Origin of the sequence: Rhizobium sp. F40D2 (assembly GCF_051810745.2) — a bacterium.
Taxonomy (GTDB): Bacteria; Pseudomonadota; Alphaproteobacteria; order Rhizobiales; family Rhizobiaceae; genus Rhizobium.
Genome location: NZ_CM131436.1, coordinates 4444887 through 4468475, shown reverse-complemented (window position 1 = coordinate 4468475; position 23589 = coordinate 4444887). Strand labels below are relative to the sequence as shown.

Sequence of the window (23589 nt, the reverse complement as noted above, 5' to 3'; positions counted from 1 at the left end):
GTCAGCTCTTTTTCGATTTCGCGGGCGCTTTCGCCTTCGTTGCCTTCGGCTTGGCCGCCGTCTTGGTGGTCTTGGCTTCGGCGGCCGCCGCCTTCGGCTTTGCTTTCGCCTTGCTCGTCTTGCCGGCGGGCGCCTTGCCGGCCTTCTCCGTGATCAGCGCAAGCGCCTCCTCGACGGTGATCGCCTGCGGATCCTTGCCCTTCGGCAGGGTGGCATTGACCTTGCCCCAGTTGACGTAAGGCCCGTATTTGCCGTCGCGAACGGTGATTGCGCCGCCGTCCGGATGATCGCCGAGTGTCTTCAGCGCCGCCGGCGTGCCGCGCGAACCACGGCCCGGTGCCTGGTTTGCCTTTTCGGCAATGACGGTCACGGCGCGGTTGAGGCCGACCGAGAACACGTCCTCGATCGTTTCCAGATTGGCATAGGAACCGTCATGCAGCAGGAACGGCCCATAGCGGCCGATGCCCGATGAGATCATCTTGCCGGTTTCGGGATGTTTGCCGATATCGCGCGGCAGTGAAATCAGCGCCATGGCCTTTTCGTAGTCGATGTCCTCAGGCTTCCAGCCCTTCGGCAGCGAAGCGCGTTTGGCCTCCTTGCCGTCGCCGCGCTGGATATAGGGTCCGAAGCGGCCGGAACGCAGCGTCAGTTCCTCGCCGGTCGTCGGATCGGTGCCGAGGTTCTTCGGTTCGTTGAGGGCGGCACCATCCGCTTCTCCGCCGTTTTCGGAGGAGAGCTGGCGCGTGTAATTGCATTCCGGATAGTTCGAGCAGCCGACGAAGGCGCCGTACTTGCCGAGCTTCAGCGACAGGTTACCGGTGCCGCAAACCTGGCAGATCCGGGGATCGCTGCCGTCCTCGCGCTTCGGGAAGACCAGCGGCGCCAGCGCCTCGTTCAGCGAATCGAGCACATTGGTGACGCGCAGTTCCTTGGTGTCTTCGATCTGGGCGAAGAAATCTTTCCAGAAATCGCGCAGCACCTGCTTCCAGTTCAACTCGCCGGCGGAAATCCGGTCGAGCTTTTCCTCGAGATCGGCAGTGAAGTCGTATTCGACATATTTGGTGAAGAAGCTTTCAAGGAAGGCCGTCACCAGCCGGCCCTTGGCCTGCGGGATCAGCTTGCGCTTGTCGATCGTCACATAGTCGCGGTCGCGCAGCGTCGCCAGCGTCGCTGCATAGGTGGAGGGGCGGCCGATGCCGAGCTCTTCCATCTTCTTGATCAGCGAGGCTTCCGAGTAGCGCGGCGGCGGCTCGGTGAAATGCTGGGTCGAATTGATCTTCTGCTTGGCGAGCGTCTCGCGCGCATTGATCTCCGGCAGGCGGCCATCCTCGTCGCCGTCGTCGCTCTGCTCGCCGTCTTCCTTCTGATCGGTATAGGCGGCGATAAAGCCATCGAAGCGGATGACCGAGCCGACGGCGCGCAGCCCGGCCTTCTCGCCCTTGTTGTCGGCGGTGATTTCAGCCGTGGTGCGCTCGATTTCGGCCGAGGCCATCTGGCTGGCGATGCCGCGCTTCCAGATCAGGTCGTAGAGCCGGATTTGGTCGGCATCGAGGAATTGGCGCACGCGGTCGGGCGAGCGGTAGAAATCGGTCGGGCGGATCGCTTCGTGCGCCTCCTGGGCGTTCTTGGCCTTGGTGGAATAGAAGCGGGCCTTTTCGGGCATGTAACGCTCGCCGAACTGGTCGACGATGGCGCGGCGCGCGGCATCGATCGCCTCGGGCGCCATCTGCACGCCGTCGGTTCGCATATAGGTGATGAGACCGACGGTCTCGCCGCCGATATCGACCCCTTCATAGAGCTTCTGGGCGATTTGCATGGTGCGCGAGGCGGAGAAGCCGAGATTGGAGGAGGCGGCCTGCTGCAAGGTCGAGGTCGTAAATGGCGGTCCCGGATTGCGCTTGACCGGCTTGGCCTCGACTGTGTCGACGACATAGCTCGCGCCGTCCAGCAACGCCTTCAGGCGGCCCGCATCCTCGCCGTTGCCAATCGCGCGCGGCGGCAGCCGCTTGCCGTTGGCGGAAACCAGCCTTGCCTCGAACTCGTCGCCGCGCGGCGTCTTCAGAAGTGCTGAGATGTTCCAGTATTCTTCCGAAATGAAGCGCTCGATTTCGGATTCGCGGTCGCAGACGAGGCGAAGCGCCACCGACTGGACGCGGCCGGCCGAGCGTGCGCCGGGTAGCTTGCGCCAGAGGACCGGCGAAAGATTGAAGCCGACGAGATAGTCGAGGGCGCGGCGCGCCAGATAGGCGTCGACCAGCGGCACGTCGATGTCGCGCGGATCGGCCATCGCGTCGAGCACCGCCTTCTTGGTGATCGCGTTGAAGACGACGCGCTTGACCGGCTTGCCGTTCAGCACCCGCTTCTTGTTCAGCATATCGAGGACGTGCCAGGAAATCGCTTCGCCTTCGCGATCCGGGTCGGTCGCGAGAAACAGGCCGTCGGAAGATTTCACCGCGTCGGCGATTTCCTTCATCCGCTTGGCTGAGGCCCCGTCGACCTCCCAAAGCATTTCGAAATCCTGATCGGGGAGGACCGAGCCGTCCTTGGCAGGCAGATCGCGCACATGGCCGAAGGAGGCGAGCACTTTGTATCCCGAACCCAGATACTTGTTGATCGTCTTGGCCTTGGCAGGCGATTCCACCACTACAACATTCATGATGATTCTCTAAAAAAGGAAACGACGCCAGCGTTGAAACCAGCGCAACACACACCGCAACATGGATGCCGGCCCTCCGACATGGACAGGGAAATCGCTGCGGTCAAGGGGTTAGCTACAATTTTACGTCTTGCGGCTGCTGCAAAGCGGCCGGCCCGTATCGCGCAAAGCTCAGTCGGAAAGCGAGATGAGACCGCCCTGATGCCGGTGCAGCCTGCCTGCTATGTCGAGTTCCAGCAGGATCAGATAGACTGAGGATGCCGACAGGCCAGTGTGGCGGAAAATATCGTCGATCTCGACCGGCGTCGGCCCGAGCGCATCGATGATGCGGTTGCGATCCGTATCGCCGGGCGGCATCGTCATTGCCCCGCCGTCACGCGGCGGCTCCTCCGCCATCGACGACGGGAACAGCTCGAATTGCACAAGCGGCGCCAAGGCCTCGATGACATCGGCGGGTGCGGTGACGATCGAAGCGCCGTCCTTGAGCAGGCCGTTGGTGCCATGGCAGCGCGGATCGAGCGGTGAGCCCGGTACGGCAAATACCAGCCGGCCGAACTCGCCGGCAAGGCGTGCGGTGATCAGCGATCCCGAGCGCGTTGCCGCTTCCACCACGACGAGGCCAAGCGCGATGCCGGCGATCAGCCGGTTCCGCCGCGGGAAATCGCGGGCGCGGGGCTCCCAGCCGAAAGGCATCTCGCTCACCGCCAGGCCGTTGCCGCCGGTGATCTCCTCGAGCAGACCGATATTCTCCGGCGGATAGGGCTGGTCGAGTCCGCCGGCAAGGGCCGCGATCGTGCCCGTCTCCAGACTTGCCCGGTGCGCCGCGGTATCGATGCCGCGCGCGAGGCCCGAGACCACGGTATATCCAGCCCGGCCGCAGTCGCGCGCCACCATCGCCGCGAGTTTGGCGCCGGCGATAGAGGCGTTGCGCGACCCGACGATGCCGACGGCCGGTCGTTTGGCGGCGGCAAGCGTGCCCTTGACGGCCAGCAGCGGCGGCGCGTCGTCGATCTGCTTCAGCGCTTGCGGATAGTCCGGCTCGCCAATGCCGACGAAGCGGGCGCCGAAACGATGCGCCGCCTCCAGTTCCCGATGTGCCTCGGCCTCGCTGGCGATGCGGATTGCCCGCGTGGCGCCGCCGCGCACCGAAAGCTCCGGCAGTGCCGCAAGCGCTGCCTCGGCCGAACCGAAATGATTGATGAGGTCGCGAAAGGTCGCAGGACCGATATTGTCGGAACGGATAAGGCGCAGCCAGGCAATTCTCTGCCGTTCGCTCAGCACAGTGCCTTTTGGTCCCGCGCTCAGCGCATCCATTATCCCTTTGCCCCGATCTTGCTTTCCGTCCCGCCCATCAGGCGGGAGATATTCGCCCTGTGCTTCCAATAGGAGATCAGCGTCATGATCGCCATGACGGCCGCAACCTTTTCGTTGCCCAGTATCCACAGCGCAACCGGAATGACAAGCATGGCGACCAGCGCCGACAGCGAGGAGTAGCGGGTGGTGAAGGCGATTGCCAGCCAGACGGCGGCAAAGAGCACGACCATGATCGGCGCGACGCCGAGCAGCGTGCCGATATAGGTGGCGACACCCTTGCCGCCCTTGAAGCCGATCCAGACCGGGAAGAGATGACCGATGAAGGCGAAGAAGCCGGCGATGATCGCAGCCTCCTCACCGAGGAAATAACCGACGATCCAGGCCGCGGCCGATGCCTTCAGCGCATCGAGCAGTAGCGTCGCCGCGGCAAGCTTGCGGTTTCCGGTTCTGAGCACATTGGTCGCGCCGATATTGCCGGAGCCGATGCTGCGCACGTCGCCGAGCCCGGCGGCGCGCGTGAGAATCAGGCCGAAAGGAATGGAGCCGAAGAGATAGCCGATGACGGCGGCGGCAAGCGCGACCGGCAGCGTGATCTGCCATGACATGAGATTGGATAACATATGCCGCCTCAGCCCCTCCGTGGCCTATCCCCAGTACGCCATTTCTTAAGTACGCCGTTTCTTACAGTGCGTGGACAAGCTTTCCCGAGACATAGGTCGCGACGGCCCGCCCGCTGAAGCGCGCATCTTCGAACGGCGTGTTCTTCGAGCGCGAGAGAAGCATGTCTTTGGCGACAAGCCAAGGCTCATCAAGATCGATCAGCGCGATATCGGCCGCAGCCCCCGGCTTCAGTGTGCCGGCGGGAAGGCCGAAAATCTCGGCCGGGCGGGTGGACATGGCGTCGATCAGCCGCATCAGGCTCACCTGGCCGCCATGGTGAAGCCTCAGAGCTGCCGCCAGCATGGTTTCGAGGCCGACCGCGCCGTCTTCAGCTTCGCCGAAGGGCAGGCGCTTCGTATCGACGTCCTGCGGATCGTGCGAGGAGACGATGATATCGATCGCGCCGCTTGCCAGCGCCTCGACCATGGCGACCCGGTCGTCTTCCGGGCGCAGCGGCGGATAGAGCTTGAAGAAGGTGCGGTATTCGCCGATGTCGTTTTCGTTGAGCGCCAGATTGTTGATCGAGATGCCCGAGGTCACCTTGGCGCCGCGGCTGCGGGCGCGTTCGATCGCCTCGACCGATTGCGGCACCGAGATCATCGCGGCATGATAACGCCCGCGCGTCAGTTCTGCGATCCTCAGATCGCGTTCGAGCGGGATGAGTTCGGCCTCCCTTGGAATGCCGGAGAGCCCGAGCCAGCTGGCAAAAAGCCCTTCATGCATGACGCCGTTGGCGCCAAGATATTTGTCGCGGGTTTCGCAGCAGACGACGGCGCCGAATTCACGCGCATAGGTCATGATCCGGCGCAGCACCTGCGTGTCGTGGACGCTGGAATGGGCATCGGTGAAGGCGACGGCGCCTGCCTGCAACAGCAGGCCGATCTCGGTCATCTCCTCGCCGGCAAGCCCCTTGGTGATGGCGGCGGCCGGATAGACGTTGACGGCGGCGGTATCGCGCGCCGTCTTCTTGACGAATTCGACGAGGGCGATGTCGTCGAGGACGGGATCGGTGTCCGGCATCATGATGATCGAGGTGACGCCGCCGGCTGCGGCCGCCCGGCTCGCCGAGGCGATCGTCTCGCGATGCTCGCCGCCGGGTTCGCCGATATGGACGCGCGCATCGACGAGGCCAGGTGTGGCGACAAGGCCGGCGCAGTCGCGGATATCAGCTCCTTCGGGCGCGCCCTGGTTCTGCGCGGCGCTGCCGGCGGCCAGGATCACGCCGTTTTCGGCGATGATCGTGCCCACCTCGTCGAGATTGCGCGAGGGATCGACGATGCGGACGTTCTGGAGGACGATCGGGTTGCTCATGCCTTCAATCCATCGGTTCGGGGGCCTTGGTTCTGCGAGACGAGCAGCGTCTCCATCACCGCCATGCGCACCGCGACCCCCATTTCCACCTGTTCAGCGATCACGCTCTGCGGACCGTCCGCCACCTCGGAGGCGATCTCGACGCCGCGGTTCATCGGGCCGGGATGCATGACCAGCGCATCCTCCTTCGCCGCCTTCAGCGTTTCGGCGTCGAGCCCGTAGAAGTGGTAGTATTCGCGCACCGAAGGCACGAAGGCGCCGGACATGCGCTCGCGCTGCAGCCGCAGCATCATCACCACATCGGCGTCCTTCAGCCCTTCCTTCATCGAATGGAAGACCTCGACGCCCATATCGGCGATGCCGGCGGGCAGGAGAGTGGCGGGCGCGACGACGCGCAGGCGGGCGCCCATCGCATTGAGCAGCAGGATATTGGAGCGCGCAACGCGTGAATGCAGCACGTCGCCGCAGATCGCCACGATGATGCGCGAGAGCTTGCCCTTGGCGCGGCGGATCGTCAGCGCGTCGAGCAGCGCCTGGGTCGGATGTTCGTGCTGCCCGTCGCCGGCATTGACGACCGAGCAGGAGACCTTCTGGGCAAGAAGGGCGGCCGCTCCCGCGCTCGAATGGCGGATGACCAGCACGTCGGGGCGCATCGCATTCAGCGTCATCGCCGTATCGATCAGCGTTTCGCCCTTCTTCACCGAGGAATTGCCGACCGACATGTTCATGACGTCGGCGCCGAGTCGCTTGCCGGCAAGCTCGAAGGAGGCCTGCGTTCGGGTCGATGCCTCGAAGAAGAGGTTGATCTGCGTCAGTCCGCGCAGCGTCGACGTCTTCTTCTCTCGCTGGCGGCTGATTTTGACGGCCTCGTCGGCCTTGTCGAGCAGATAGGTGATATTCTGCTCGGTGAGGCCCTTGATGCCGATGAGGTGGCGGTGGGGGAAAAAGACCATGACCCTGCCTCTTGCTGTCTCTGGCGGGTCTATAAAGATTGCTGCCCGCCGGGGCAAGCATGCGCTGTGGGCAAAGGCTTATGTCCCCATGCATTTTCGCCAAAATTCCGATAGAGCAGAATGAACCGAATCATAACTTCCGGTTTCCCTTTGCCGGGTTCTTACACTAGAAGCGAATTATGACCTCCGCCAACCGGACTGACGAAAAACTCGCAGAACTCAACCAGCCGAGCCTGTGGTCCGGCATCAACGCCTATCGGTCCGATCCGCTGATCGTCGATCTGACGGCGGCCCTGCCGCGCGGCATCCGCGAAGACCTGGAAAACATGGGTCGTTACGTCACCTCGCCGGAGGCGCAGGAGCTGGCGCGCATGGCGAACCAGGGCGCGCCGCAGCTGCGCACCCATGGTCCGCGCGGCGAGCGCCTCGACGTCGTCGAGTTCCACCCCGCCTGGCACGCGCTGATGCGCCGCTCCATGTCGGTCGGCCTGCATTCCTCCGTCTGGGATCCGCAGGCCGATGCCGATGCCAAGGATGAGGCCCACAAGGTTCGCGCCGCCCGCTTCTATCTGACCGCGCAGCTGGAATCCGGCCATCTCTGCCCGCTGACGATGACCAGCGCCTCCGTTGCCGCGCTCTCGGCCTCGCCCGCGGTGCAGAAGGACTGGGCCCCTAAAATCCTCTCGCGCAAATATGATTCGTCGAACAAACCCGCCATGCAGAAATCCGCCGTCACCATCGGCATGGGCATGACGGAAAAGCAGGGCGGCACGGATGTGCGCGCCAACCGCAGCGCTGCCGAAAAGGTCAGCGAAGGCATCTACCGGCTGTCCGGCCACAAATGGTTCATGTCCGCTCCGATGAGCGATGCCTTCATCATGCTGGCGCAGACGAAGGAGGGCATGGGCTGCTTCCTCGTGCCGCGCCTGCTGGAGGATGGTTCGGCCAACGGCCTGCAGTTCCAGCGGCTGAAGGATAAGGTCGGCAACCGCTCCAACGCTTCTGCCGAGGTCGAGTTCACCGACACTTTCGGTTTCCTGCTCGGCGGCCCGGATGCCGGCATCCGCACCATTCTCGACATGGTGACGCTGACGCGGCTCGACTGCGCGCTGGCCTCGTCAGGCATGATGCGCGCTTCGCTGGCCGAGGCCGTGCACCATACCCGCGGCCGCAGCGTCTTCGGCAAGATGCTCGTCAACCAGCCGATCATGACGCGCGTGCTGGCCGACATGGCGCTTGACGTCGCCGCCGCCACCGCACTGTCCTTCCGTCTCGCCGACGCCTTCGACAAGGCGCGCGGCAATGCCGAGCAAGCGGCCTATGCCCGCGTCATGACGCCGGTCGCCAAATACTGGTGCTGCAAGATCGCCCCGGCGCTGATCTACGAGGCGATGGAATGCATCGGCGGCAACGGCTATATCGAGGAACGCCCGATCGCCCGCCATTACCGCGAAGCTCCCGTCAACGCCATCTGGGAAGGCTCCGGTAACGTCATGGCGCTCGACGTGCTGCGTGTGCTCAACCGCGGCAAGGATCTGTTCGAGACGGTCTTCGCTGGTCTTGCCCGCGATCTTGGTCCGGCCGGCAAGAAGACGATCGACGTGCTGCGCGCCGCAATCGCGCTTTGTGAACAGGATGAGGGCGCCGCGCGCCTGCTCGTCGAGCAGCTGGCGCTTGCTGCCGGTGCCGCCGAACTCTATCGGCTGGGGGCAGGGCGCATTGCCGATGCCTTCATCGAGACGCGCCTTGCCGGTGGCTGGCGCTCCACCTACGGCATGCTCGATTCCCGCTTCGACGCCAGCTACATCGTCGACCTGCTCTATCCGCCGGCGGCCTGACCGCAGGCGGAGAGCTGCCCATCTTGGGGTTCAAGCGATTCTGAGACCGAGATGCTCGGCCATCGGATCGAAATCCCGATCATCGTGTAAGAGCGAATGGCCTTCCTGAATGCAGAATGTGCCGATGATCATGTCGATGGTCTTGCGCACCGTGATGCCGCGTTCCCGTATCAAGCGGTAATTGCGAGCTGTCTTAACGGCGAGCCTGTCTCCAAGCATCGGTCGGATAGTGAATTGGCGCAAACTCGCTTCGATGGTCGCTGCATGGCGCTCGTCGCGCGCGCCCTGGAGCACTTCCAAAAGGATAAGGTCACCAACAAGAATCTCCAGCGGATCCTCGATATTCTGCAGACGCCGTCTGGCGGCGCTTTCTATCCCGCGCAGATGCGAAATCCAGACCGAACTGTCGACGACGATCACTGGTTATCGTCCGGCCGATCGCGACGCATTTCGTCCAGGTCGCCTTCCCAGCCGATCCCCGAGAGATTTGCGATCGCGGTTTTCCGGCGGTGCCTGTCGACGAGACTTCGCAGGGCCTGTTCGATGGTGGCTTTTTTCGTCGTCAATCCGGTGGCGGTCATTGCTGCGTCGAGTAAGGCATCATCGATATCTATATTCGTCCGCATTTTTCACCTCATGTGTATAATTCTCTTAAAAGATACACATCGCCGTCATGCGGTTCAAGATCAATGCTGACCCCCGTCGCCACAAACAAAAATCCGGCCGCGTCGCCGCGGCCGGATTGATCATTTACGTCCGAAAATCAGCGTTCAGAAGAAGCCACGGCGCTGCCACCAGCCGGCCTTTTTCGGCTTGCCGTCATCGCTTTCGCCATTTTCGCTGCGGGTGGATTTCACCGTCGGCTCGGAGGAGGTGATGTTGGATTCGCGGTTGGCGCGAACCGGCTTTGCCTCTTCCGGGGCCTCTTCCTGAGCGGGCGTTTCGAGATCGGCGGAGGCCTCGACCAACTCCGGCTCGGCTTCGGTGACAGGAGCTGCTTCTGCCACTGGCTCCTCCACAGGCGCTGCGGCGGCTTTGCGGCGGCCGCGGCCCCGGGCGGGCTTTACATCCTCGGCGACAACAGCCGCACCCTCGACAGCGGCGGCTGCGGCCTGGCTTTCGCCAGCCTGCTCGGCAACCGCTTCGACAGCTTCGGCTTCTCCAGGAGCGCCGTCGTTCGAAACGTCGTCGCCTTCGCCCTCTTCGCCGCCCCCGTCACCGCCATTGTCTTCACCGGCTTCGCCGGCCGTCAGTTCGGAACCATCCTCGGCGCGATTGCGACGGCCGCCACGCTTGCCGCGGCGGCGGCGCTTGCGGCGCTGCGATCCTCGCTTTCAGCCAGCGTCTCGGGTGCGCCTTCGGTGGTTTCATCACCTTCGCTGCCCTCGTCGTCGCCGTCCTCATCCTCGTCGCCGGCTTCGCCTGCTGCCGATGCCGGCTGCTCGGCATTGCCGTTGCGGCCGCGGCGACGCCGGCGGCGCTTGCGCTTGCGGTTGCCGTCACCTTCGCCTTCCGAGCGTGCCGCGACGGGTCGCTCGGTGGCTGCCGGCTTTTCCTCAAGTTCCTCGTCTTCGTCCTCATCCATTTCGATGACGATGTCGTCGTCGTCATCCTCAGGAATGGCTGCGAAGTTGAAGAGCGTCTCGATCTTGACCGGGTTCTCTACGGCCTCGCCGCGGTCGATGGCGAAATGCTGCGCGCCGACCGAACCGTCCGCATCGATGACGATAGCGACGCCGAAACGGTTTTCGTAATCGATGATCGTCTGGCGCTTGTGGTTGAGCAGGTAGAGCGCAATGTCAGGCGTGGTGCGTACGCTGATGTTGTGCGTGGTATTCTTGAGCAGATATTCCTCGATACCGCGCAGGACATGCAGGGCCACGGAGGACTGCGAACGCACATGGCCGCTGCCGCCGCAATGCGAGCAGACCTGCGTGGTCGATTCGAGAACCGAGGCACGGATGCGCTGGCGCGACATTTCCAGTAGGCCGAAATGCGAGATCCGGCCGACCTGGATACGGGCGCGGTCGTTCTTCAGGCATTCCTTCAGCTTCTTTTCGACAGCGCGGTTGTTGCGCTTTTCTTCCATGTCGATGAAGTCGATGACGATAAGGCCGGCGAGGTCGCGCAGGCGAAGCTGGCGGGCGACTTCGTCGGCAGCCTCGAGGTTGGTCTGCAGCGCAGTGTCTTCGATCGAGTGTTCGCGGGTCGACCGGCCTGAGTTGACGTCGATCGAGACCAGCGCTTCGGTCTGGTTCATGATCAGGTAGCCGCCGGACTTAAGTGTCACCTGCGGTTGCAGCATGCGGTCGAGCTGCGCTTCGATGCCGGAACGCGAGAAGATCGGATGGATGTCGCGGTAGGGCTGAACCACCTTGGCATGGCTCGGCATCAGCATCTTCATGAAGTCTTTTGCTTCACGATAGCCATCTTCGCCGGAGACGATGATCTCGCCGATATCCTTGTTGTAGAGGTCGCGGATCGAGCGCTTGATCAGCGAGCCTTCCTCATAGACCAGGCAGGGCGCGGTGGACGCCAGCGTCAGCGTGCGCACGTTCTCCCAGAGGCGCATCAGATATTCGAAGTCGCGCTTGACCTCGACCTTGGTGCGGTTGGCGCCGGCGGTGCGCAGGATCACGCCCATGCCCTGCGGCACCTCGAGCATGCGCGCGATTTCCTTCAGGCGCTTGCGGTCGGCAGGGTTGGTGATCTTGCGGGAAATGCCGCCGCCGCGCGCCGTATTCGGCATCAGCACGGAATAGCGGCCGGCAAGCGACAGATAGGTGGTAAGGGCTGCACCCTTGTTGCCGCGCTCTTCCTTGGCGACCTGCACCAGCAGGATCTGGCGCCGCTTGATGACTTCCTGGATGCGGTACTGCTTGCGCGGCTTGCGCTGCACGCGGTCCGGCACTTCTTCCATCGCGTCTTCTGCGCCGACGGATTCGATGACTTCCTCTTCGCCGTGATCGTCATCGTCGTCATCGTCATCGTGGCGACGCTTGCTGGTATCGACGTCTTCGGAGATCGAGTCGGTTTCCACCATGGCGGCCATCGCGCCGCCGGTCGAGCCGTCATCCTCGTTATCCACGTTCGAAGCGCCTTCGGCTTCGACGTCTGTGGGAACGGCGTCCTCGGTCGAGGTCGTCTCGGCAACCGGCTCGGCGGCCTTCTTGCGGCTGCGGCGCGGTCTTGCCTTCTTGGCCGGCGCTTCCTCGGCGGTTGCGGGCGATGCAACTGCCTCTGCCGGCTCTTCGGTCACGGCAGCCGTTTCCGGGGCCTCTGCGGTCATGATGCCGACATCCGGCTGATCCTGCTTGGAAAGATCGACCATCGGCGCCGTTTCGACATGCTCGACATCTTCGTCGCGCCGATGCTCTTCGGCTTCTGCCCGAAGCAGCGCCTGACGGTCGGCAAGCGGTATCTGATAATAGTCGGGATGGATTTCGGCGAAGGCGAGGAAGCCATGCCGGTTGCCGCCGTAATCGACGAAGGCGGCCTGCAGCGAGGGCTCGACCCGCGTTACCTTTGCCAGATAGATGTTGCCGCGGATCTGCTTCTTGTGCTGGGACTCGAAGTCAAATTCTTCTATGCGGTTCCCGCGAACGACAACGACGCGCGTCTCTTCCTCGTGAGACGCATCGATAAGCATTTTGTCTGCCATGTAAGCTGTGCTCCTCGGCGTGGCCGCGAGAGCGCATTCCCGACTGTTGTTGAAACAGAAAGAATGCGGTCCGCAGTGGCCGCGCCGGATAATGAAAGTCGCGCCTGATGCGAGGGGAAGGGCAGCAGCCAGACCGCAGCCGGAACCATTTCGGTCCGGGGCCTGTACACTTCAGAAAAAACCTGCTGCGAAACCATCAACAACCAAGCGTGATCGACAAATACGAAGACCCGTTCGGGTCCGATGAGTTTGCTCCCTGAGAGCGTGGTGGCTGATCCACCAATGAATTCCGACAATAAGCCGGAAAATCAGGATCCAGTTCTAGGGATGAAGCGCATGAGACGGCGGACGATGACCGGTGTGGCGCCAGGTCCTGATCTGGCTGGCAGCCTTTGCGGCGACTCTATCCCGTCAACACTTTACCCTAAAATTCGTTGTATGTTTTCCGTGTCACAATAGCAAGGGAAAAGCCAAATGTGCCATAATATTGATGGATTTCCTAACGCATAGAAGCTGGGGATAAAGTGATCGCGATTCGGCAGGCCGCAAAGGGAGATTCAGCCAAGCGACGTTCGACGTGACCGCGTCGGCTCCATCGCAATACAGATAGGGTGTGGCAGTTTATTGTTTGAGAGGGCTCTGATCGCGGCGAAATCCGCAGGACGGCGATCGATATTCGCAACGCGGGTTCTGGCGGCGTTTCTGGCCGTCAGTCTGCCGGCCGTTGCCGGTTCTGTCGCCGCTGGTGATCCGCTGCTTGCCTATGGCGCGCGCATCGTCGGCGACGATGCAAGGACCCGCATCGTCATCGATTTCGATCGCGAACCGCGCTTCTCGGTGCACTATATTGCCAATCCGGAACGGATCGTCATCGACCTGCCGGCGACCGCCTTCGGCTTTCCGGCCAAGGATCTCGCCGCCCGCGGCCTGTTCAAGGATGTCCGTTACGGCAGGATGGACGAGGAAAGCGCCCGCATCGTCCTGACGACAACAGGGCCGGTGAAGCTGGCGCTCGCCAAGGTGCAGGCCGACGAGGCCGGCAACGGGCATCGTCTCGTGCTCGATGCCGAGATGATCAACAAGCAGGCCTTTGCCGAACTGCTGAAAACGCAATCCTGGGGCGATCGAGCCTCGAACGATCAGACCGAGGCGGCCCAGACGACGAGCGCCATTCCGGCACCTGAGAAAACCGCCCCCGGCGATTTCGTCATCGCCGTCGACGCCGGCCATGGCGGCATCGATACCGGCGCGATCGGGGTCGACAGCAAGACCGAGGAAAAGCAGGTGACGCTTGCCTTCGCCAAGGCCCTGACCGAGCGGCTGAACAAGGAGCTGGGCATCAAGGCTTTCCTGACGCGCGAAGATGACGAGTTCCTTTCGCTGTCGCAGCGTGTGCTGATCGCCCGCCAGAACCATGCAGGGCTGTTCATTTCGCTGCATGCCGACACGCTAAAGCAGAAGGATATCCGCGGCGCCACCGTCTACACCATTTCCGATAAGGCATCCGACAAGCTCGCCGCCGATCTTGCCGAGCGCGAAAACCTCTCCGACCAGATTGCCGGCAAGGAGACGGTCGCCGAGCCGCCCGAGGTCGCCGATATCTTGCTCGATCTGACCCGGCGCGAGACCCAGGCCTTCTCGAGTTCGCTGGCCGAGAGTGTGCTGAATTCTTTCAAGGATCAGGTCGGCACCATCAACAATCCGCACCGTCACGCCGGTTTCCGGGTGCTACAGGCCCCCGACGTGCCGTCGATCCTTCTCGAACTCGGGTTCCTCTCGAATGCCGAGGACGAAAAACTGCTGCTCGACGAGACTTGGCGCGGTAAGATCGTCGGTCTTTTGACCGATGCAGTGAAGCGCTACCGCGCCGCCGTCATTGCCAATGGCGGCTGATGTCTGCTGCCCCATAAATCCATAGGGGTTGGGGGTCGGCGGAATCCATAAAAACAAAGACTTAATGCGCGTCGCACGACTCAAATTCTGAGCAGGACGGTTCGGATTGGCGGCGGGCGTGGGCGTTGCTTGGATGTGACACTCCTGACGAAACGCGCCCGCAGCGGTGAATGCGGCGGGCAGAGCCCTATTTTCCTCACAATCGCGCCGTTACTCCGGCTTATGTTTCGTGAGCCTGTGGCGCGGAATCGGCTTGTGGCGGTAGCGCTCATGGAGTAAGCCGCGCAACGTGCAAATTGCCTGGATCCGTGCAATCGTTGCGTTCTGCGCCGATTAAAGATCGAAGAGACCGGTAGCTGAAAATATGGTTAGACTTTTTGGATATTTCTTCGGAATGGCCTGCGTCCTGTTTCTGGTCGCGGCGGCGGGTGTTGCCATCTATCTCGCCAACGTCGCGAAGGATCTCCCGGACTATGCCGTTCTGAACAGCTATGCGCCGCCGGTGACCACCCGTGTCCATGCCGGCAATGGCGCTCTGATGGCCGAATATGCCAAAGAAAAGCGTCTTTTCCTACCGATCCAGGCCATTCCCGACCGCGTCAAGGCGGCTTTCCTGTCAGCCGAAGACAAGAATTTCTACAATCATCCGGGCGTCGATCTCACCGGTCTCGGCCGCGCCATCCTCGTCAACCTGCAGAATTTCGGTTCCGGGCGCCGGCCCGTCGGCGCTTCCACGATCACCCAGCAGGTGGCCAAGAACTTTCTTTTGAGCTCCGACCAGACGATCGACCGCAAGATCAAGGAAGCGATCCTGTCCTTCCGCATCGAGCAGGCCTACAGCAAGGACAAGATCCTTGAGCTCTACCTGAACGAGATTTTCTTCGGACTGAATTCCTACGGCATCGCCGGCGCCGCGCTCACCTATTTCAACAAATCCGTCACCGAACTGACCGTTGCCGAAGCCGCCTATCTGGCATCCTTGCCGAAAGGCCCGGCCAATTACCATCCTTTCCGCCATCCCGAGGCAGCGCTCGAGCGCCGCAACTGGGTGATCGACCGAATGGTCGAAAACGGCTATGTCAGCCAGAGCGACGGCGAGGAAGCCAAGAAGCAGCCGCTCGGCGTCACCGCTCGCACGACCGGCCCCTCGCTTTTTGCTTCGGACTATTTCGCCGAAGCCGTGCGCCGCCAGCTGATCGACCAATATGGTGAGAAGGTCCTCTATGAGGGCGGTCTTTCGGTGCGCACCTCACTCGATCCGCAGATGCAGCTCGCTGCCCGGAAGGCGCTGCAGGACGGTCTGGTGACTTATGACGAGCGTCGTGGTTTTCACGGCCCGATCAAGCAGATCGATGCAAGCGGTGACTGGGGCAAGGCGCTTGCCGATATTCCTGCGCTCTCCGACGTGCCGGAATGGCGGCTTGCCGTCGTGCTCGCCGTCTCCGACAGCACCGTCGATATCGGCCTGCAGCCTGGCAAGGATGGAAGCGGCAAGGTTTCGCCCGACCGTCAACGCGGCACGATCGACGCCAAGAACATGCAATGGGCCTTTCGTTCGTCCGACGGCGCCCGCAAGACCACGAAATCGCCGGTCGGCGCCGTAGCCCCTGGTGACGTCGTCTATGTCGCAAAGCTCGGCGACGGCGCCTCGACCTCCTATCGCCTGCAGCAGCCGCCGAAGGTGCAGGGTGGCCTTGTCGCCATGGATCCGAAGACCGGCCGCGTGCTCGCCATGGTCGGCGGCTTCTCTTATTCGCAGTCCGAATTCAACCGGGCCACCCAGGCGATGCGCCAGCCGGGCTCCTCGTTCAAGCCCTTCGTCTACGCCGCCGCGATGGACAATGGCTATACGCCGGCTTCCGTCATCATGGATGCGCCGATCGAGATCGTCTCCGGCGGCCAGGTCTGGAAGCCGGAAAACTATGGCGGCGAAGTCAGCGGCCCATCGACGCTGCGCTCGGGCATCGAGCATTCGCGCAATCTGATGACGGTGCGCCTGGCCAACGATCTCGGCATGAACATCGTCGCCGAATATGCCGAGCGCTTCGGCATCTACGATCACATGCTGCCGGTTCTCTCCATGTCGCTCGGCGCCGGCGACACCACTGTGCTGCGCATGGTTTCGGCCTATTCGGTCATCGCCAACGGCGGCAAGCAGATCAAGCCGACGTTGATCGATCGCATCCAGGACCGCTACGGCAAGACGATCTTCAAGCACGAGGAGCGTCTCTGTGAGGGCTGCAATGCCGGCGACTGGCAGAACCAGGAAGAGCCCAATGTCGTCGACAACCGCGAAACCGTTCTCGATCCGATGACCGCCTATCAGATTACCTCGATGATGCAGGGCGTCATCCAGCGCGGCACCGCCGCCGGCAAGATCGATCTCGGCGGCCGGGACGTGGCCGGCAAGACCGGAACCACCAACGACGAGAAGGACGCCTGGTTCGTCGGCTTCACCCCGGATCTGGTCGCCGGCCTTTATATGGGCTTCGATACGCCGGCCCCGCTCGGCCGCGGCGGCACCGGCGGCGGTCTCTCAGCCCCGATCTTCAACGAATTCATGCAGGCCGCCGTCAAGGATACGCCGGAATCGAAATTCGTCATTCCGCCGGGCATGAATCTGATTTCGATCGACCGCAAGACCGGCATGGCCGCCGTCGACGGCGATCCGAACACCATCATCGAGGCCTTCAAGCCCGGCACCGGCCCGGCCGACAGCTTCTCCGTCATCGGCATGGACAGCACCATGGCACCGGAAGAGATCCTGAAGACCTCGCCGCAGGCAAACCAGGCCGTCCAGACCGGCACGCCCGGCCTGTTCTGACCATCGCCGAATTTTGAACGCCCGCCACGGCTCTTTACATCCGCGGCGGGCGTCTCTATTCAGCAGCATTTGAAGAAGACCGTTACAGAAAAGCAGGAAAATGCGAGCCGAAATCGAAAACGTGGTCGATGAAACCAAGCAGGCTATCACCCTGCTGAGGAGGCATCTTTGACTGGGACCAGGCGATAAGACGGCTGGACTGGTTGAACAACAAGGCAGAGGATCCGAACCTCTGGAACGACGCCACCGAGGCGCAGAAGCTGATGCGCGAGCGCCAGCAGCTCGATGACGGCATCAGCGGCGTCAAGCAGCTGGAACAGCAACTTAACGACAATATCGAGCTGATCGAGCTCGGCGAGGAAGAGGGCGACGAAGGGGTCGTCAAGGAAGCCGAGGATGCGCTGAAGGCCCTGAAGGCCGAGGCTTCGCGCCGCCAGGTGGAAGCCATGCTCTCCGGCGAGGCCGACGGCAACGACACCTATCTCGAAGTTCATTCCGGCGCCGGCGGCACCGAAAGCCAGGACTGGGCGAACATGTTGCTGCGCATGTACACCCGTTGGGCCGAACGCCAGCGTTTCAAGGTCGAGCTTCTCGAAGTCCATGACGGCGAAGAGGCGGGCATTAAGTCCGCGACCCTGCTTGTCAAGGGACACAATGCCTATGGCTGGCTGAAGACGGAATCGGGCGTGCACCGGCTGGTGCGCATCTCGCCTTACGACAGCAATGCGCGTCGCCACACCTCCTTCTCGTCGATCTGGGTTTATCCCGTGGTCGACGACTCGATCCAGATCGAGATCAACGAAAGTGACTGCCGCATCGACACCTATCGTTCGTCGGGCGCCGGCGGCCAGCACGTCAACACCACTGACTCGGCTGTGCGCATCACCCATATTCCGACCGGCATCGTCGTGCAGTGCCAGCAGGAGCGTTCGCAGCACAAGAACCGCGCCAAGGCCTGGGACATGCTGCGCGCCCGCATGTACGAAGCCGAGCTGAAGAAGCGTGAGGACGCCGCCAACGCCGAAGCCGCCTCCAAGACGGATATCGGCTGGGGCCACCAGATCCGCTCCTACGTGCTGCAGCCCTACCAGCTGGTCAAGGACCTGCGCACCGGCGTCGCCAGCACCGCGCCGGACGACGTGCTCGACGGCGAACTCAACGAGTTCATGGAAGCGGCCCTTGCTCACCGCATCAGCGGCGCCGCCGACGCAGTCGTCGACGACGTGGACTGATAGAGCAATTCCAGGAAAAGTGTGCAGCGGTTTTGCGTCCGGAATTGCGTAAGATCAAAGAGACGGCACGATCGAGACGAGAAAGCCCCGGAGACGGGGCTTTTTTGATGCTCAGGCGATCGCTTTGACGGCGCTGTCCTGGAACAGCCTTGCCGACAGATCGGCAATCTCGTCATGAATGGCTGCGCGCTCGATATCAGGGGGATCGGTAAAGAGCTCGGCCGCAAAGGCCAGACCGAGTGCGGTGCCCTCCGGCACGAAGACGTAATGCCCAAGCCCGCCGCTTAAGATTTTAAGAGTGCTGTGTCTCAGCCGCGCATGCAGCCATGCCGAACATTCCTCGGCCGGTGCCGCCCTGTCTGCGTCGCCGACGAGAATGAGGGCGGGCGCGTCGACGGCTTTCAGGCTTTCCTCGCCGAAACCGAGAACGGACCGGCCCGGTGCGCAGAGGAGGGCGGCCTTGATTCTGTCGTCCCGGTAGCACTTCGACATCCGCGACCATGAATCGCGAAATACATCGCTGGTGCGAAGCAAGGCCGGGATATGATCGGCAAGATCGGGAAATTCCCTTGGTCCACGCGCGCCACCCGGCTTCATCCTGGACGGTTCGAACTGCGAAAACTGGGCGACAGCGCCAAGAAGCAGCGTGACGCAATAGGCTCCGGCCGAAAATCCGGCGGCGAACACGCGGGTCGTGTCGAGATGACAGGAGAGATCGCCGAGCCAGTCATCGCTGTGGTCGAGCATGAAGCTCAGATCCGGCGCCCGCTCCCAAAGGCAGGCGAAGCCTTCGGCGCGATAGGGCTCGTTGCCGGTATTGCCGTGATGGTTGACGCCGAGCGCTGCAAATCCGCGATCGGCGAGCCGTCGCGCCAGCCACTCCAGTCCGGCCGCGGATCCGCCGGTGCCATGCGACAACAGGACGAGGGGATAGGACCGGACATCAGGCCGGATGGGTGCGTCGCGGGCGACGGCCGCCTTCTTGAACCAGCTTCTTTCCGTTGCATCGCTTTCCGGCGCCTGGTCGGCAGCGGGGTACCACAGCGACCAGCTGATCGGTCTGGGGCCGTTTGCGTCCCAGTTCGGCCTGTTCTTGTCGTAAAGGACGCCGTCGCGGTAGCCGAGTTTCATCTCTTCTACTCCTTCCCGAACGATTCCCAGTGGTTCAGTTCGTCGCTTTTTCGACGGTGATGTCGCCGAATTCGTCAATCAGCACGGTCCAACCATCCGGCTCCGCACTGGGATCGGTCTTGAGATAGATCGTCGCGAACAGCCCCGGTTCCTTGATGATGCCGTTCGAATTTTCCGGGCGTATATCGGTGACATAAGGCTTCAGGTCACTGAACTCCTGCAGCTCGACGGTAGAAGCGATCGTCGGGCCGGTCTCGGTCTGGGCAATCTGCTGGAGGTAGACCTTCGAGGTCCTGTCTGCCTGGCGGACGGCAAAGAGCTTGTAATAGCCGTGGCGCGGCGTGGCCTTTCCTTCGGGATTGGCAACGCTTTCGGCGCCTGTCGGCGCCCGCTCGACATCCGGTGCGTTGCCGTCATCCTCCCAGTAACCGGTGCTGGTCGCGAAAATCACCGATGCCGGCAGGATGGCATCCTGCGCCGGCAAGGCTGTAGCCGACCATCCGATGAGGAAAACCGTGGTCATCAAAATCCGTCGCACAGCCATCGTCTCAATCCTTGAACTGCTCGGCGAGAATACGGTCGGACCAGGAGCGGTCAGGATCGGAAAGGATGCGTGCGGTCATATGTTCCGACTGGGCAATGCGGACATGCAGCACCGATTTGACCTCGGTATTGTCGGCCACCGCGTTCACCGGCCGCTTCACCGGCTCGAGGACATCGATATCGACCGTCACCTTGTTCGGAAGCAGTGCGCCCCGCCAGCGCCGCGGCCGGAAAGCGCTGACCGGCGTCATGGCGAGCAGCGGCGCCTCGAGCGGCAGGATCGGGCCATGGGCGGAAAGATTATAGGCCGTCGACCCGGCAGGGGTCGCCACCATCAGCCCGTCGCAGATCAGTTCCTCCAGGCGCACGCGCCCGTCCACCGTCACCCTCAGATTCGCCGCCTGATAGGATTGGCGGAAAAGATAGACCTCATTGATGGCGAGCGCTGTCGAGTTGGTGCCGTCGGCGTTGGCCGTCGTCATCTGCAATGGCCGGAAGACGTTTTCGACGGCGACGCAGATGCGCTCCTGAAGTTGTTCGCTGCGGTAGTCGTTCATCAAAAAGCCGACCGAGCCGCGGTTCATGCCGTAGACCAGCTTGCCGGAGTTCATGGTGTTGTGCAGCGTCTGCAGCATGAAACCATCGCCGCCGAGCGCGACGATGACATCGGCATCTTCGGCCGGCACATCGCCATAGATGCGGATCAACTCCTCGCGCGCGGCGAGCGCCTCCGTCGTCGGCGAGGCGATAAAGGAAAGAGTCTGAAATGAACGGCCCATGCAATGCCCTTTGTGAAGCTGCTCTAGCTAACGGATAAAGGGCTGGTGCGACAAGGACGTTTTCTATCGCCAAGCGTTTGAGCAGCGGCCGACCTTTCCGCATAGGCACGAATTTTTCTTTACAGAATCATAGAATCTGCTAGTTGGGCACCTATTGCCCTTGTAGCTCAGTTGGTAGAGCACCTGATTTGTAATCAGGGGGTCGCGGGTTCGAACCCTGCCGGGGGCACCATTTTTTCCGCGCGATAGCCTGTCCAGACGATAGCGTCGATTCGACTTCGCTTTGCTCGATCGTACCGTCGGATCTTTCCAGCCATCACGTAGCGCTTGATGAACCTTGTCTGAAGGGCTGCTTCACGGCCAATTCAGCCGTGCCGGCTTACCTTCGCCTCATCAACAATGAGGAAACAGCCATGAAGCTCGCACATCTCTTTTTAGCCGCAACCATGTCCGTCGGTGCGGCTTTTTCGTGGGTCGCGCCGGCAACCGCCATGCCGGTCGACCGGCCTGCGGTGTCGGCGCAGGGCGACATCGTTCAAGTCCGTGATGGCTGGCGACATGATCGCGACCGTGACGACCGGGGCGAGCGCCGTTGGCGCGATGAGCGCGATTGGCGGCGCTCGGATTGGCGCGATGATGACCGCCGCTGGCGCCGGTGGCGTGCCGAGCGCTGGCAGGAGCGCCACGAGTGGCGCCATCGCGATCGCGGAATGCCTTTTTGGCTCTACCGCAGCTGAAGATAATGGCCCGGAACCGGGCCGTTTTTCAATGCGTGACGGGTTCGTTGACGCTCGCCTCGATCCTGCCGCCATTGCCGGTCTGGCCGGCGCCGGTAGGCGACATTATCGCGATGCTGAGCACGGAGACGACCATGACGGCGACGACGGCGATCATTATGCGCATAAGCGTTAATCCTCATTCAGGGGGATTAACGCGCGATTGCCGTCCGCGTTCCTATCAGCCTATTGCACCGTTCCCGGCGTCGCGGGGCCGGGCGCCGTCGGCGACAGGGGATCGGGCTGGTGGATCGGATGCGAGGTGTCCACCCAGATGATGCTGAGAATGATCCCGACGAAGACCGCGATGAAGAGGATACCGAAAATCAGCGGTCGAATTGCCATGATGGGGATCGTTCCTTCTTGCTTCCGACCGGTCGTTGCGATCGGTCATCGCCCGATCATAGTGGTCCAGGAGGTCTTTCCAAGGCAAGATCGAATTTCTCCGGCATCGATCGAGCCTTGCGCGCTTATCGTCGGCATGCGTTTTCCATCTGTCGCACCGGATTGAACTGTGTCAGGGATGCCTGAAACAGTTGGGGATGGTCATGAAACGGACGGCTACAGCATCGGTCATTGTCGCGGCATTCGTCTCCTTCGCCGGAGCCTCTGCAAAGGCTGGAGCTTTCGACAAGTCGATAAAAGTCGATGTCGTCGCGCTGCCGAAGGATGAGCTCAATCCCGACGCAAAGCCGGAGATCACCTGCAGCCGCTATCCCGCCTTCATGGTCAAGGAGGTCGATCTCGGCGAGGTCGGTGCTGAAAAGCTGGCGCTGCTTGCCGCTGATGCGCCTTGTGAGCGCATAAGCGAGCGCGAGCGGGTGATCGCGGACGATACCGCCGGCTATCTCATGGGTGTCAGCGGTGGTTTCGTCTTCTTCCGGGCGGCGGACGGGTGGAACGGCGGGCTGCCCTTCGTCGTCTACGATGCGGCGACGGGCGAGCGGCTGCTCGACGATTCCCTCGATGGCGATGATTTTGCCGCGATCAGGAGAGGGAAGGGGGAGCTGATACTCGATTTCCGCCGGGTCTATACGGCTTCCTGCTCGCTCTATCACGAAGGTGCCGGCTGCGCGAAAGCGATTGCCGCCGAGACCGGCCTGGCGCCGAAGCAATTGCCGGATTGCGCCACGGCCTACAAGGCGGAAATCAAACGCAGCCCCGACCATGCCAGCGAAATCGAGAAACTGCCGAGCGTGGTCGTCTATCCCATCGAGCTTGCCTATGCGGCCGGCGATACGACGCGCCGGCCGATGGACGGCCCGACCACTTGCAGGACGCCCGACTGACCGGGGATCAGCGACGTACGAGCGAAAGCGGCTTGCCGCCTTCCTGCTTCGATTTGTCGAAATTGCCGTCACTGCGCATGTCGAACCCGAGCGATGAGCCATCACCGCCCATCAGCGTGAGGGCGAAACCCTCGATATGCCAGACCGCAAGCTTGAGCTTGGCGACATTGGCAGCGCAGTCACCGGAAGGTGACAATGGCGCATTGCCGTCCGTCCCGACATTGCTGTCGAGCGTAATCCCGCATAGCCTTTCTCCGTCCGGCCGCTGCATTGTCCACGTCCCGGCAAGGCTGTCGAAGGTCGGCAGGTGATCGACGCCGTCGGGGGCCGCGGTCAGCAGGAACAGCTTACCGTCTTCCGTCTTCATCGGAGAGCCCTCGTTTTCAACGAAACGGGCGAGCACCTTGCGCGTCGGATTGATCAGGATGAGGCCGCCATCGCCATCGAAATTCCACGAAGAGGCATCCGCGAGTGATGGTAACGGTTTGGTGCAGGCCTCCTGCCCGGAAACCGAATAGCCGCCGATCGCCATGTCGGTTTCGAGCGTCATTCGACATCCCGCGCGCCCGTCTTCCGGCGCGACCAGATAGGTCCCTGCCTGCGCTTTGAGGATGTCGGGATCGATATCCTGCCCATACGTCTGACCGCAGACGAGGAGGGCGGCTGCGCAAGCCGCGAGCCGAAAGACCAAACGGATCATGACAGTCCCCCTTGTCGCGGCCCGCCTGC

The 23589-nt window shown here is 62.4% G+C and carries 19 protein-coding genes, 1 tRNA gene and 1 pseudogene; 7 read left to right on the top strand and 14 right to left on the bottom strand.

The features are described from left to right. Position 1: 1 nt before the first annotated feature. The 5 genes from topA to ACS4RS_RS21810 form a co-directional block, all read right to left on the bottom strand. Positions 2-2656 (bottom strand): type I DNA topoisomerase, encoded by a 2655-nt coding sequence (gene topA / locus ACS4RS_RS21830; protein ID WP_449313816.1) that lies wholly within the window; start codon positions 2654-2656, stop codon positions 2-4. A gap of 171 nt (positions 2657-2827) precedes the next feature. Then, positions 2828-3970: a DNA-processing protein DprA gene (gene dprA, locus ACS4RS_RS21825; RefSeq protein WP_439009309.1), complete on the bottom strand. Its 1143-nt coding sequence runs from the start codon at positions 3968-3970 to the stop codon at positions 2828-2830. Beyond that, entirely contained in the window at positions 3970-4590 is a 621-nt protein-coding gene (gene plsY, locus ACS4RS_RS21820) for a glycerol-3-phosphate 1-O-acyltransferase PlsY (protein WP_003587233.1), read from the bottom strand. Before plsY ends, dprA begins: the two co-directional genes overlap by 1 nt. 61 nt (positions 4591-4651) lie before the next feature. Beyond that, entirely contained in the window at positions 4652-5941 is a 1290-nt protein-coding gene (locus tag ACS4RS_RS21815; protein WP_439009310.1) for a dihydroorotase, read from the bottom strand. Continuing rightward, complete coding sequence (locus ACS4RS_RS21810) at positions 5938-6894, bottom strand: aspartate carbamoyltransferase catalytic subunit (RefSeq protein ID WP_439009311.1); 957 nt, start codon at positions 6892-6894, stop codon at positions 5938-5940. The genes ACS4RS_RS21815 and ACS4RS_RS21810 overlap by 4 nt, the downstream gene beginning before the upstream one ends. Positions 6895-7073: 179 nt before the next feature. On the opposite strand from ACS4RS_RS21810, the gene ACS4RS_RS21805 reads away from it, so the two are divergent. Then, entirely contained in the window at positions 7074-8732 is a 1659-nt protein-coding gene (locus ACS4RS_RS21805; protein ID WP_439009312.1) for an acyl-CoA dehydrogenase family protein, read from the top strand. Between the two features lie 30 nt (positions 8733-8762). Here ACS4RS_RS21805 and vapC read toward each other — a convergent pair whose 3' ends face one another. The 3 genes and pseudogenes from vapC to ACS4RS_RS21790 all read right to left on the bottom strand — a co-directional run bounded on the left by vapC (position 8763) and on the right by ACS4RS_RS21790 (position 12393). Next, positions 8763-9152 (bottom strand): type II toxin-antitoxin system VapC family toxin, encoded by a 390-nt coding sequence (gene vapC / locus ACS4RS_RS21800; RefSeq protein WP_439009313.1) that lies wholly within the window; start codon positions 9150-9152, stop codon positions 8763-8765. After that, entirely contained in the window at positions 9149-9358 is a 210-nt protein-coding gene (locus ACS4RS_RS21795) for a type II toxin-antitoxin system VapB family antitoxin (protein WP_439009314.1), read from the bottom strand. The genes vapC and ACS4RS_RS21795 overlap by 4 nt, the downstream gene beginning before the upstream one ends. Before the next feature lie 144 nt (positions 9359-9502). Beyond that, a pseudogene (locus ACS4RS_RS21790) lies at positions 9503-12393 on the bottom strand (Rne/Rng family ribonuclease). A gap of 624 nt (positions 12394-13017) precedes the next feature. Between ACS4RS_RS21790 and ACS4RS_RS21785 the strand changes: the two are divergent. The 3 genes from ACS4RS_RS21785 (at position 13018) to prfB (ending at position 18342) form a co-directional block, all read left to right on the top strand. Further along, the gene (locus ACS4RS_RS21785) at positions 13018-14286 is read left to right on the top strand and encodes an N-acetylmuramoyl-L-alanine amidase (RefSeq protein WP_439009316.1); all 1269 of its coding nucleotides are present in this window, start codon (positions 13018-13020) and stop codon (positions 14284-14286) included. A gap of 364 nt (positions 14287-14650) precedes the next feature. Next, a complete protein-coding gene (locus ACS4RS_RS21780; protein ID WP_439009317.1) occupies positions 14651-17110 on the top strand; it encodes a PBP1A family penicillin-binding protein in 2460 nt (819 codons plus the stop codon). A 100-nt stretch (positions 17111-17210) separates the two neighbouring features. Then, positions 17211-18342, top strand: a protein-coding gene (gene prfB, locus ACS4RS_RS21775) for a peptide chain release factor 2 (RefSeq protein WP_439009318.1) whose coding sequence is annotated in 2 segments (ribosomal slippage) — positions 17211-17279 and positions 17281-18342 — 1131 coding nt in all. Because the reading frame shifts where the segments join, the coding sequence is not laid out codon by codon here. 111 nt (positions 18343-18453) lie between these two features. Here the strand turns inward: prfB and ACS4RS_RS21770 are convergent. Genes ACS4RS_RS21770 through ACS4RS_RS21760 form a run of 3 tightly spaced genes read right to left on the bottom strand, consistent with a single transcriptional unit; the run spans position 18454 to position 20795 of the window. Beyond that, positions 18454-19473: an alpha/beta hydrolase family protein gene (locus ACS4RS_RS21770; protein ID WP_439009319.1), complete on the bottom strand. Its 1020-nt coding sequence runs from the start codon at positions 19471-19473 to the stop codon at positions 18454-18456. Positions 19474-19507: 34 nt separating this feature from the next. Beyond that, positions 19508-20017, bottom strand: a complete 510-nt coding sequence (locus tag ACS4RS_RS21765) for a hypothetical protein (RefSeq protein ID WP_439009320.1) — start codon at positions 20015-20017, stop codon at positions 19508-19510. Positions 20018-20021: 4 nt separating this feature from the next. After that, on the bottom strand, positions 20022-20795 hold the full coding sequence (locus tag ACS4RS_RS21760; RefSeq protein WP_439009321.1) for an NAD kinase: 774 nt from the start codon (positions 20793-20795) through the stop codon (positions 20022-20024). Positions 20796-20951: 156 nt separating this feature from the next. Between ACS4RS_RS21760 and ACS4RS_RS21755 the strand changes: the two genes are divergently transcribed. Both ACS4RS_RS21755 and ACS4RS_RS21750 read left to right on the top strand, forming a co-directional pair. Next, positions 20952-21027 (top strand) — tRNA-Thr (locus ACS4RS_RS21755). 109 nt (positions 21028-21136) lie between these two features. Further along, complete coding sequence (locus ACS4RS_RS21750) at positions 21137-21532, top strand: hypothetical protein (RefSeq protein WP_439011788.1); 396 nt, start codon at positions 21137-21139, stop codon at positions 21530-21532. A gap of 28 nt (positions 21533-21560) precedes the next feature. Here the strand turns inward: ACS4RS_RS21750 and ACS4RS_RS21745 are convergent, their stop codons facing one another. Beyond that, positions 21561-21698: a hypothetical protein gene (locus tag ACS4RS_RS21745; RefSeq protein WP_439009322.1), complete on the bottom strand. Its 138-nt coding sequence runs from the start codon at positions 21696-21698 to the stop codon at positions 21561-21563. 59 nt (positions 21699-21757) lie between these two features. Next, positions 21758-21916: a hypothetical protein gene (locus ACS4RS_RS21740; protein ID WP_003578649.1), complete on the bottom strand. Its 159-nt coding sequence runs from the start codon at positions 21914-21916 to the stop codon at positions 21758-21760. Positions 21917-22119: 203 nt separating this feature from the next. Here ACS4RS_RS21740 and ACS4RS_RS21735 point away from each other — a divergent pair, with 203 nt between their 5' ends. After that, entirely contained in the window at positions 22120-22860 is a 741-nt protein-coding gene (locus ACS4RS_RS21735; protein ID WP_439009323.1) for a hypothetical protein, read from the top strand. Between the two features lie 7 nt (positions 22861-22867). Here ACS4RS_RS21735 and ACS4RS_RS21730 read toward each other — a convergent pair whose 3' ends face one another. Beyond that, positions 22868-23560: an AprI/Inh family metalloprotease inhibitor gene (locus ACS4RS_RS21730; protein ID WP_439009324.1), complete on the bottom strand. Its 693-nt coding sequence runs from the start codon at positions 23558-23560 to the stop codon at positions 22868-22870. Between the last annotated feature and the right edge of the window lie 29 nt (positions 23561-23589).